This is a genomic window from Mesorhizobium sp. M1273, assembly GCF_040318195.1.
In the GTDB taxonomy this organism is placed as follows: Bacteria; Pseudomonadota; Alphaproteobacteria; order Rhizobiales; family Rhizobiaceae; genus Mesorhizobium.
On sequence record NZ_JAMYLV010000008.1, the window covers coordinates 62,157 to 73,729 of the forward strand.

Sequence of the window (11,573 nt, forward strand, 5' to 3'; positions counted from 1 at the left end):
CTTCTATGCCAATGCTTCGGCAGCATATGGACCGGGAGCCGCAGTCAGCCCGCGGAGCTTTTCGACGAGTGCCCGGCAATCGGCGCGGTCGTAGCTCCAGGTGCGCGGATTGCGGGCGAGAACACGCGCCCTCAATGTCTCGAACCGACGCTGCTCCATCGTGCCGACGGCGGCTTCGAGCGCCTCGGGCGTGGCTTCTGGCAAAAGAACCCCTATGCCTTGCCGGTCGAGGAACCGGCCGGTTTCGGTGGCTCCCATCGAAATCGGCACGGCTCCGAAGCGGCAGCCCTCATAGAGACGGTTGGGCAGCAGCCATTCGGAATTCAGGCCCTGCTCAAAAAAGTCGATGGCCCAGGAAAAGTGAACCTGGCGGTAGATCGCCGCCATATCCTCGGGATTGCGGTAAGGCCCGCCAAACGAGAGCCAAGGTTCGGACTCGACGAAACTGTGGAAATCGGGAAATTCGGACAGCGCCGGCCGGCCCCTGAGGACGATTTCAAAGCGGCCGTCGAGGCGGCGCGTAAAATCGGCCAGAAGCTCCAGGGATCGGCGGCAGCGGAGCGCCCCGAACCAGCCGATCCGCCAAGGCGGCGCAACGGGGTTCTCCGGCGCCGCGCGGTCATCCAGCGAGGCCGCGGCTGGCTCGAAATACTTGTTTTCGAGCAGCTCGACCGGCGCGGCAATCTGTCCGAACGGCTTGAAATAATTGGCGATGAAGGCCGGCGAGCTGGTCACCAGAAGCTTCACATCCCTGGCCAGGAAGCGTTCCGCGCCGCGCATCGCCCAGCCCAGCGGATCGTCGCGAAGTAGCAGGCGATGGATGTCCAGGCACTCGTAGACGATCGGCACCGTTGCCTGGAAAGCCGACCTGGCCCGCCGGGCAAGCGCCAGCATTTCCAAATTGCGCGCGATAATGAGGTCGGGCCGTTGCATTGAACCTAGCTTGGAGCCGGTCGAGACCACCGCCTTCATGATCGCCGCCAGACGCTGGGCGAATCGGCCATCACGCGTCGGGCCGAGATCGATCGGTTGCAAGCCCTCGACATCAGCAACCGCGCTTGCCGTACGACGAAAGCCCGCCAGCGTAACCTGGGCGCCGCCTGCCTTGAGCATTATGATCCGCCGGCGCACTGCCGGGTCGGAGACGTCGTGTACCAAGTACAAGACATGCAGCATGAAAACTCGACCGCTGTTGGCCCGCCCCGCGACAATGCTAGTACAGCTCTTGCTGCATCGCAACATTTTTGGTTGCAGCGTAGCAAAGATCCACATTTTTTGTTGCACTGCAAAATCGATGGGTTAATCTCGCTCTGCTTGGGCCGCATGGACCGCGCGTTGGCCCTGCCGTCGGGCTACGCGCCAATAATCACGACGCGAGGACCATCCTTGGCGTGCAGCATTTTCGGCCAACCCGCACCTCGGCATCCGACGACCGAACCGCGGGACTACTCACGAAATGAGGTCATTCAATGAAGATCGCGGTTGAAAACACCGTCTGCCTGAATACCGGAGACGCAGCGATTCTCCTGGCGATTCGCCATGTTTTCAAGACGATCATGCAGGACGATATCCAGTTCTACGTCTTCGACAGCCAGCCGGAGGTGGCGGCGAGGCTCTACACGAAGAAGGAGTATCCGGATCTCGAATTCCACAAGCTGCTGTCGGAATCGCTGTTCCGCTACAAATACGGCAGTGGGCTGAAGAACCTGTTCAAGCCGATCTACAATCGGCTCGTACTCAATGCCCTGCGGCGGTTCGGCATCCGCGGCGTTCTCGGGCGTTTGTTCAGCTCAAGCAATCGCCGTGGTCTCGAGATCTACAAAGACGCCGACCTCGTGGTCACGACAGGCGGAACCTATCTCGTCGAGACCTACAATCTAGAACGGCGCCTCAATCAATTCCGGATCGACGCGATTCTGGGCAAGGACCCGGTCTTCTTCACGCAATCGCTCGGCCCGTTCAACAAAAGTTACAATCGCCAGGAGTTGAGCCCGATCTTCGACCGGAGCCCGCTCATCCTGCTGCGCGACGAACGTTCGCGAGGCCACATTGTGGACATGGTGAACGACCCCGGCAAATGCCATGTCGTGGCCGACGCCGTCTTTGCGCTGGCCGATACCGACAGGATCGGAAGTTTTCTGGCCTCCGGCCAGTCGGCGACCGTCACCGGCCGCGTCGCCATTTCCGTCCGTCACTGGAACTATGTCAGCGACGGCGAGGGCGGCATGCGCCGCTACATCGACTCGATCCGCGCGATCGCGACCATCCTGGTCAGGGACCACGCCAAGGAGGTCACCTTCGTCTCCACCTGCCAGGGCGTGCCGGAATACGCCCATGATGATTCCAAGACGGCGCGGGCTATCGTTGCCGAACTCGATCCGGAGATCGCCAAGCATGTCAGCGTGGACGCTTCGTTCCACACGCCGGAGCAACTGATGGCACTGGTGAAAGGCTTCGACTTCGTCGTCGCAACGCGCATGCACATGATGATCATGTCGCTCTGCGTCGGCACGCCGGTGCTGCCGATTGCCTATGAATTCAAGACCAAGGAACTTGCCAAGCGGATCGGCGTCGCCGACCTGCTGCTCGACATCGACACGGTGACGCCCGAGGAAGCGAGCGCGAAGCTCGGCAGACTTACCGCCAATCTCGACCTCTATCGCAGGACGAGCCTTCAGGCAGTGCTTGAGGAGCATGCGTCGGCGATGTCGGCAGGTGAGCTTTTGAGGCCGGTGATTGCCGGCCTAGCGGGCGTTGCGCATGGCGCTGGAAAGCGTGGTGAACAGGGCGCTGCGCGACTGGCGAAGGGCGAGCATGAGGACCAGGCCGATCGAATAATTGAGGGCACCCGCCAGGACCACCGCGAGCAGGTCTGACTGGCTGGTCAGCGATGCCGGCAACTCGCGGTACACGGACCAGGCAAGCAGCGACGACGCGATGAATAGTCCCTGCATGACCAGGAAGTCGGCTGCGGTCACCGGGCCGACCCGGTGGACAAGAACGGCAAGTACCGGGACGCGCAGCACATAACCGCTGATCGCGTAGGCCGCCGCGACACCGACGGCGCCCCAGTGCAGGCCGATGATGAAGGCGGCGACCGTCGTCAGCGACGAGTAGATGCCCCAGTGGAACATGGTCTTGGTCTTGCCCTGGCAGATGAAGATCCAGCCGGTGGTGCTCGAGACGGACTGGATCAGGCTGGCGATGCCCAGCCAGGCGAAGATCGGCGCCACCGCCGTCCAGCGCTCGCCGAAGAGAAGCCCGACGACCTGGTCCGACGTCAGCGTCAGCGCCGCGATGCCGGGCATAGTGATGGCCGCCAGCATCCAATTGGTTCGCACATAGATGTCGCGAAACCGCGCCTTGTCCTCATGGATGCGACTCAGCAGCGGCACCATCACGCGTGTCAGCGGCTGGTTGATATTCTGCAGCGGAAACAGCAGGAGCTTGTAGGCGCGGTCATAATAGCCGAGCTCGATCGCGCCCGAATATTTTCCGATCAGGATGTTGTCGAGATTGCGCGAGAAGAAGTTGGCCAGATTGAAGCCGGTCAGATTGGCGCCGAAGGACAATATGTCGGTATCGACCTTCAGGTCCGGCCGCGACGGCGTCCAGCGCGCCACCTGCCATGCCGCGGCCAGCGCGACAACAGCCGAAACCGCCGGGCCAATGACCAGCGACCAGTAGCCCAGCCCCGCATAGGCGGCGATTGCGGTAGTCGCAAGTCCGGCAGCGGCGGTTATCACGTCGTTCAGCGCGAGTTGGCCAAAGCGCAAGTGACGGTTCATCAGCGCCAGCGGCACCGCGGCGAGGCTGCCAAGCAGCAGCGGCAAGGCAGAGCCGATGGTGATCCCGACCATGCGTTGATCGCCATAGAAGGCAGCGATGGCGGGCGCCAGGCATGCAACCACCACGGCACTGCCCATCCCCACCAGCGCACTGATCCAGAATACCTGGTTGAGCTGCTCGGTGCTGATATCCTTGCGCTGGACCACAGCCTGTTGCAGGCCAAGATTTTGAAGCAGCCCGACAAAGGCCACGATCGGCCCGACGGAAGCCACTAGGCCGAAATCCTCGGGCACGAGCAGACGGGCAAGCACGATGACCGAGAGAAACTGGATCGCCATCTTGAAGCCTTGCGCGCCGATCGTCACCATGCCGCCGCGCAGGGCGACGCGACCGAACTGGGGGGGCGGGTTGGCGTTCATGCCGGCTGCCTGGCTTCGGCCAGTTGAGCAACGATCTGCGCAAAACGTTCGTTGAGTACGTCCGCGTTGAAATCCTGCTCGATCTTGCGGCGCGCCGCATATGCGATGCGCTCGCATTTGTCCGGGTTCTCTGCCACCCAGACAAGCTTGCGGGCCAACGCCGCAACGTCTCGCTCCGGTGCGAGGAAGCCTGTCTCCTGATCCTCGATCAGTTCGGGGATGCCCGAGTGATAGGTGCTGACGACGATCAGCCCGGCGGCCATAGCTTCCATCAGCGCCACCGGAATACCCTCGAGATCGCCGTCTCGCGCGGCTACGCTAGGCAGCAGGAATACGTGGGCATTGCGCAGGCGCTGCTTGACCTCGGCATGCGGACGCGGCCCGAGGAAAGTCACCCGGTCGGCAATGCCGAGATTTGCGGCGAGCTTCTTCAACTCTTCCAGCAATTCGCCGCCGCCAATCACCGAATAGACCCAGTCGCGCCGCGGCAGGCTGGCGAGCGCCCGAAGGGCGAATTCGATGCCCTTCTTTTCGGTCAGCCGGCAGACCGAGATGAAGGACAGCGTGTCCCGGTCCCAGGAACGCCAATGGTAGCCGATCTCACCGGGCCGCACGCCCATATGGTGAACCATGACTTGCGCCGGGGGTGCGCCGACGCCGATCAGGGCGTCGCGGAAAAACGCGTTCACCGGGAGCTGGAGAACGCCCTTGTCGAAGACAACCTTGTAGCGCGTGAGCGTGTTGTCATGCAGCGGTTCGCCGACATCGCGGCCGTGGAATATGGTCACCAGCGGAGCGGAAATCCGGCCTCGTTTCATGGCGCGGGCGACGCGCATGCCGTTATTGCCGAAATGCGCGACGATCACATCGGCGTTCTGCAACTTGCGCGCAAAAGCGATGTCGACAGCGGTCGAGAGCTTATCCCAGAACCTGCCCGACCATCTCCTGAGCGTCGGCCGAAAGCGCCCCAGCCCGCCCCACCAGCAGACGACCTTGCCAGGGAGAGCCTGCCAGCGGCGATCGTCGATGTTGCTGTCCTTGCCGAAGGACGTCTCGTTGCAGACGACGCCGACTTGCATGCCGCGCTCGAGGCACCCTTCTATCTGGTCGAGGACGAAGGTCTCCGACAAAGAGGGGAACTTATCAACTACGAAGCAAATCTTCATCGAATGGACGATCTTTCGAGGCCGGTCGGCGATCTGCTCGCGCGGATGAGGGATGACGCCCGTCGCCGCCGTGCGAGGCGCCTCAAGCGTCCGGTGTTGTGCGTGTCGTTGTCCCAAAGCAGCTCCCACCCTGGTCAGGCGCGAGAGCCGGCTTTTAGGCGACATGCATGGCTTTGGACGAAATACATCAGGCGGCACGCTCCAGCGCGCCTTGCCTGGCGCGGTCGAGAACGCCGAGAAAAGTCGCGAACTGGCTGTCGGGGTTCATTTGCGGCCGCTCCGAAAACAGCTGCGCCGCCGCCGACAGCCGATCGTACTCGGCCTTGTCACTCCATAGTCGCCTGACCGCGGCGACCCAGTCGTCGAGCGGTGCGTCATAGTCGAGCACCACGCCGCCGGCGCCAATCGCTTCCGGCAGGCCGCCGCGACGGGACCCGACGACTGGAATGCCGCTGCAATGGGCCTCGGATGCCACCCGCCCCCAGGCCTCTTCCCATTTGCTGGGCGCCAGCAGAATCTTGGTGCGGCCATAGACGGTCTTCATGTCGCTGGTGCGGCTTTCCAGCCTGACGTTGCGCAGCGGGGCGATGATCTGTTCGATCTGCGCCCGATGGTCGTCGTCGAGCTTCCAGCTTTCGACGAACAGGAACGGAATTTCGGGGCATTGGCCGGCGATGCGCACGGCGAGTTCGAACCCTTTTTCGTTGTAAGGATTGATCAGCGTGACGAATTCACCGGTGGTCGGCGTGCTGTAGAGCCCGGGATTGATGGTCGGCGGGATCACGGTCGAGTCGATGCCGAACCTTTCCTTATAGGTGCGCGCAGTGAATTCGGAATTGGCGATATAAAGCGCCGAATGCAATTCGCGCAGGTCGCCGGCCAATTCGTGGAATTCGACGTTCCGCAGATAGACCACCAGCGGTATTCCGAGCGCCTGCAGCGCCTTTCCGATCGGCACCGATTTGTGGCACTGCACGACGGCGACATCGGGATCGAGCCGTTCGACCGCGAAGCGCGCCGCCTCCCAGGGAAACCATGCCCGCACGACCGGGTAGCCGGGATAGCTGTCGATGACCGCTCGCTGGCGAAGCAGCTTCATCTTGGCGCGCGCCTTGAAGCCGAACATGCCGTCACCGAACAGCGCCGCCAGAACCGAGGCGTCATGACCGTGCTCGCGCAGCTGCTCGACCAGATGATGCGTGCTCGACTGAACGCCACCGCTGAACTGCGGCGTGTAGCCGTTGCCGCCCGCAAACAGAACTTTCATGGACCTGGCTCCTTGCTGGACCGCCCTTGCGTCACGCCGCCATTCTGCCGATGCTGTGGTATTCGATGCCGTGGCGGGCGATGACCTTGGGGTCGTAGAGATTGCGTCCGTCGAAGATAACGGGCGTGGTCAGCGCGTTCTTCAGCGCATCGAAAGACGGCGCGCTGAAGCTTTTCCACTCGGTCACGATCAAGAGCGCATCGGCGCCTCGCAGCGCGGCCTCCTTGGTGCCGCATAGTTGCAGGTCGTCGCGCAGCCCGTAGATCGCCTGGCATTCCTGCATCGCCTCGGGATCGTAGGCCTGGACATTGGCACCGGCGGCCCAGAGCGCTTCCATCAGCGTGCGGGCCGGGGCCTCGCGCATGTCGTCGGTATTGGGTTTGAAGGCCAAGCCCCACAGCGCAAATGTCTTGCCTTTGAGATTGCCCTTGAAATAGCGGTCCACCTTCTCGAACAGGACCGACTTCTGCTGGTTGTTGCGCTCCTCGACGGCACGCAGCAGCTTGGCGTCGAACTTGACAGCCTCGGCGGTCTTGATCAGGGCACGCACATCCTTCGGGAAACACGAGCCGCCATAGCCGAGGCCCGGATAGATGAAGTGGTAGCCGATCCGCGGGTCGCTGCCGATGCCCTTGCGGACTTCCTCGATGTCGGCGCCCAGTTGCTCGGCCAGGTTGGCCATTTCATTCATGAAGCTGATCTTGGTCGCCAGCATGCAATTGGCCGCGTATTTGGTGAACTCGGCACTGCGCACATCCATGACGATCATCTTTTCGTGGTTGCGGTTGAACGGCGCGTAGAGCTCGCGCATCACCGCCTCGGTGTCCTCGCTGCTGGTGCCGACGATGATGCGGTCGGGCTTCATACAGTCGCTCACAGCGGACCCTTCCTTGAGGAATTCCGGATTGGAGGCGACGTCGAAAGCCAGATCCTCGCGCCCGCGCGCCTTCAGCGTTGCGGCGATCCTGGCCTTTATCCTTTCGCAGGTGCCGACGGGCACGGTCGACTTGCCGACGACGATCTTGGGCTCGTCCATCTCACGACCGATGGCCTCGGCGACGGCCAGCACATATTTGAGGTCGGCCGAACCATCCTCGCCCGGCGGCGTGCCGACGGCGATCATCTGGATCTGGCCATGCTTGATCGCCGCGGCGGCGTCGGTGGTGAACTTGATGCGGCCGGCGGCATGGTTCTCCTTGACCATGTTTTCGAGCCCAGGCTCGAAGATCGGGACATGACCCTGGTTGAGCCGCTCGACCTTTTTTGCATCGATGTCGACGCAGACCACCTGATGGCCGACTTCGGCAAGCACCGCCGCCTGTACAAGACCGACATAGCCGATTCCAAAGACAGTCAAATTCATTCGGTTTCATCCCTGTTCAAGGCTTCGGGCCTGTTCGAGCTTCGGTTTTCCGACCACCTTCGGCCCGGCCGGTTCAGATGCGCTTCTAGTTTGTCTTGCATGCCAGCGATTCGGGGAATTGGCAGGGCTGGCCAAGTGCAGTGAATGCAACACGATCCACCTGCATGGTGAGCTTGCGGCCCGGATCCGAGAACGGCCCCATCCAGCCCTTCATCGTATCGCTGCCCCACAGGCTGAAATAGATCCTTTGCGAATGGGTGGGCAGCTTCGCCGGATCGGTGATCTCGTGGACAAGCTTGCCGTTGACGTACCAGCGCAGCCGGTCCTTTTCCCAGACGAAGGCGTAGTCGTTGAAGGCCTTGTCGGTGCCGCCGGCGACGTCGACCAGTTTCTCGTTCTTGCCTTTGCCGGCTATGTAGGCATTGACCTGGACCTTGGACGTGTCCTTGGTCAGCACCTCGAAGTCGATTTCATCATGCGGCTGCTTGTCGGCATCGCCGACGAAGCTGAAGAATGCCGCGTTGACGCCAGAGCCCGTGTCGGTCTTCATCCGCGCCTCGTAGGTGCCGTAGCCGAAGCGCTGCTTGGTCTGGATCTCGGCGCAGGCGAATTCGCGATCCTTCAGCTTGCGCTTCTCGAAACCGAGCGTCAGCATGCCGTCGGAAAGCCCGATCAGGCTTTTGGACCAGGTGCAGTTCTGATGCTTGCCGTTCGTCCAGCCGTCGGAAATGTACCAGCGCGCGCGACTGAGGCTGGTGAAATCATCGACAAAGGACGGCGCGGTTGGGAGATCCTGCGCGCCGGCGGGCACCAGGCCCGCAACCAGACTGCCGAGAACGACCAGCAGAAACGCGCCGTCTGAACGGAGCCGCCGCAGCTTGCCTGGGATCGGGCGCGTGAACGGGGTGCCTCGGGTTGCCGGGGCGGGCGTGCTTTTAAGATCTGCGTTCATATCAAACTCACCTTGTGCTGTGCGCCCCCAAAGCGATCGTTCGAACCGTGACGAAACAACCTGATCTTGACCTCTGTCGCTCCCAAGCTCCGTGTTGTGCCTAAAACCATTGCGCCGACCCGGGTGTTCGCTCAGCCTGTGCCGGAATCGGCGGGCTTCACAAAATCGGTCCTTATGTCGGGACCGTTCTGCCGCTTCTCTTCGAAGATTTCATCCAGCGAATGACGGAGATCCTTCATCTTCTGCATCTGGCGCGACAGCGCTGCGATGCGCCGCTCGCAATTCAGGATCGACCTGGTCAGTTCGCCGACTTCGGAAGACCTGCGAGAGGAGACCGTTCCGTTCTCCATCGCCTCAACCAGAAAGGCGGCATTGGTAGCCGTTGTCCTGTAGCGGTTCTCAAGGCCGCTCTTCTCCGCCTCGACTTCGGCCGAGATCTGGTCCAGCAGCTTTGCCAACCGATCAAGGCGCGAGGTGTCGGTCTGCGTGTCGCGCGCCGGATCTCTCGACCGGAAGCGAAAGATCGAGGCCATGCAGTCAGCGCCCCATCATCGTCGAGCTGGTGAACGGCCTTAGTGCCCGTCCACATTCAAAAGACATTTCTTGCATCGTCCAGCTCCTCCGACAGGGTATGTCTCGGGCCAGTTCGGTTGGCCGTCCAAAATTGCTGCACCGCAACATAGATTGCCATTCCCTGCGCGCATAGGCAACCACCTAGATCGTAAACTCATGAATCTCGTTGAAATGGTGCGAGCCGACCGAAGGGTAAGGGAGTGGCTACCGCCATCGCACGTTGACGTGCCTAGCTTTCGTTGGCCGTGCTGGTTCCGGCCATGAGGAAGCGCAGCGGCGGCACATGCTGACGCTTCGCAGCGAGACCAGCGCGGCGAAACAGCGCATCCAGCTTGTCGGAGGCAACGCCGCGGACGACGGCTGTGAGGTTGGACGAGCCGGCCAAGGCGTAGGCCGCGGCCGGTGCCAACCCGCGCTCAGCCTTCACGTCTAAAAACTTCCGCAACCGGTATTTGTCGCGGATGTGCCGCTCGTGCCTTCTCAGCGCAGCCTTCGATGCCTCCGGCAAACTGTCGATCGCAAGCAGTGCCAGGTCGGCATCGGCCAGATGCTTCAGGTCCTGGGTCTTGTGCCGTCCGCTCAGCGAATCGGCGCGCACGATCGCGCCGTAGCCACAGGATTTGATGACCTTGAAGCGCGCGCCAAGGGCAACCGCGCGCGCATAGAGTTCATAGTCTTCACCCAGGCGCAGCTTCTCGTCGTAGCGCAGCCCATGCCGATCGAGGAAGGCGCGGCTGATCACGGGTTTGAGGAACCCCAGTTCCCCTCGTTGCACACGGCGCCTGGAGATGTTGGCGTCGATGAAACCCTCGAAATCGAGGAATTCCGGCTCGGGCGAGAACGGTGGAGCCACGATTTTCGAAACGTCGGTTGCCGCGTCATCCCTGACAAGCATGATGTTGTCTGCGGCGAAATCCCAATCGGTGCTGGCGAACAGTCTGTGAAACCTGCCTTCGAAAAAGAAATCATCAGCGTCCAGAATGCTGATGAACGGCGACCTGGAACCGGCAATCGCGGCGTTGCGTGCAAAGGATGGGCCGCGATTGGCGTCGAAGCGGATGACGGAAAGACGGCCCGTGCCGTCGCCGGCCGCGTTGGCGACTTTCGCGGTGTCGTCGGTGGACGCGTCGTCGACGACGACAACTTCCGCAACCTCAGGCTCGCGTAATGCCGATGCAATGGCAGCCGGGATTGTCCGCGCCGCATTGCGGGCGGCGATGATCACGCAGACCTGGAATGATGTCATGGACATGCCTCTCGGTTGCAGAAGCCGTTGCGGATTTCCTCGCCCCGTCCGCTCAATGCCCCACCGCCCATTCTGAAATGCATCGGCCCAAACGCCTATGCTGCAATTGCGAAGCAAGCATCGCCAAAATCATCGGCGCCGTCCAGTTTTTCATTTTGCTGGGTGTCATGGCCCGGTTGGGCACGCGGCGAGCCTCAATCGGGACGGCTCCAGAAATGCGCCGCTTGGCAGAGCCGTTCCTACACGCTCCATCAGAGCGCTCAACTGGCAGAAACCAGTTGCTGATCCTCGCCGACCGGACGGCGGCGGGGCGGAGCGAGCGCGTCGAGGCCCGCAGTGTCAAGGAATTGAAAGAACAGGAATGCCGACTGCCGGTGTCGTTGAGGCGAGCAATTCGTCAGGGGACCGGCGAGCTTAACCACAGGTCACATGGACATCGCAGACCGCGGCCAGGCCCGAAATCAGTGAAGGCCTCTCCTGGCGCTGAGTTTCTCGGCTTCGGCCGCTTCGTTCGAACTCAGCTTTCGTTCAGCGTCGCGGATTTTGTCGGCCGGGGTCGGGGCATTTCTGGCAACCATGGCAAAGACCAGCAGAAAATAACCCAGTTGGATGGCTATAGCGCAGCCGATGACACGAAACAGCGTCGTACCGAGCGACGCGCCGCCTAAATAGGACCAGACGATCACGATCGCCAGCGCAAAACACATTCCGATAATGAACTTTGGCAGTGACATACCCGATAGCCCATCAACCGGCTCGGGAAAAAATGTCGACAAGCCCACCCCGAGCACCTCCCTT

Annotated in this window: 9 protein-coding genes and 1 pseudogene; 1 reads left to right on the forward strand and 9 read right to left on the reverse strand. The window is 61.8% G+C overall.

All coding sequences use genetic code 11. The features are described from left to right. Window positions 1-3: 3 nt before the first annotated feature. The gene (locus NKH30_RS11420) at window positions 4-1,176 is read right to left on the reverse strand and encodes a glycosyltransferase family protein (protein WP_352995473.1); all 1,173 of its coding nucleotides are present in this window, start codon (window positions 1,174-1,176) and stop codon (window positions 4-6) included. Between the two features lie 293 nt (window positions 1,177-1,469). Between NKH30_RS11420 and NKH30_RS11425 the strand changes: the two are divergent. After that, window positions 1,470-2,522: pseudogene (locus NKH30_RS11425) on the forward strand (polysaccharide pyruvyl transferase family protein); the annotation flags it as partial. Between the two features lie 222 nt (window positions 2,523-2,744). On the opposite strand, the gene NKH30_RS11430 reads toward NKH30_RS11425, so the two are convergent. The 8 genes from NKH30_RS11430 to NKH30_RS11465 form a co-directional block, all read right to left on the reverse strand. Continuing rightward, window positions 2,745-4,208, reverse strand: a complete 1,464-nt coding sequence (locus tag NKH30_RS11430; RefSeq protein WP_352469926.1) for a lipopolysaccharide biosynthesis protein — start codon at window positions 4,206-4,208, stop codon at window positions 2,745-2,747. Beyond that, window positions 4,205-5,491: a glycosyltransferase gene (locus tag NKH30_RS11435; protein ID WP_352469925.1), complete on the reverse strand. Its 1,287-nt coding sequence runs from the start codon at window positions 5,489-5,491 to the stop codon at window positions 4,205-4,207. The genes NKH30_RS11430 and NKH30_RS11435 overlap by 4 nt, the downstream gene beginning before the upstream one ends. Window positions 5,492-5,561: 70 nt before the next feature. Beyond that, entirely contained in the window at window positions 5,562-6,641 is a 1,080-nt protein-coding gene (locus NKH30_RS11440; RefSeq protein ID WP_352681437.1) for a glycosyltransferase, read from the reverse strand. Between the two features lie 31 nt (window positions 6,642-6,672). Beyond that, a complete protein-coding gene (locus NKH30_RS11445; protein WP_352995476.1) occupies window positions 6,673-8,004 on the reverse strand; it encodes a UDP-glucose dehydrogenase family protein in 1,332 nt (443 codons plus the stop codon). Window positions 8,005-8,089: 85 nt separating this feature from the next. Further along, window positions 8,090-8,956 carry an endo-1,3-1,4-beta-glycanase ExoK gene (gene exoK, locus NKH30_RS11450; RefSeq protein ID WP_352969973.1) on the reverse strand — a complete coding sequence of 289 codons (867 nt, stop codon included), beginning with the start codon at window positions 8,954-8,956 and terminating at the stop codon, window positions 8,090-8,092. A 131-nt stretch (window positions 8,957-9,087) separates the two neighbouring features. Next, complete coding sequence (locus NKH30_RS11455) at window positions 9,088-9,489, reverse strand: hypothetical protein (protein WP_352469921.1); 402 nt, start codon at window positions 9,487-9,489, stop codon at window positions 9,088-9,090. 269 nt (window positions 9,490-9,758) lie between these two features. Beyond that, entirely contained in the window at window positions 9,759-10,781 is a 1,023-nt protein-coding gene (locus tag NKH30_RS11460) for a glycosyltransferase family 2 protein (RefSeq protein ID WP_352681441.1), read from the reverse strand. Between the two features lie 455 nt (window positions 10,782-11,236). Beyond that, window positions 11,237-11,557, reverse strand: a complete 321-nt coding sequence (locus NKH30_RS11465; protein WP_352995479.1) for an exopolysaccharide production repressor protein — start codon at window positions 11,555-11,557, stop codon at window positions 11,237-11,239. Between the last annotated feature and the right edge of the window lie 16 nt (window positions 11,558-11,573).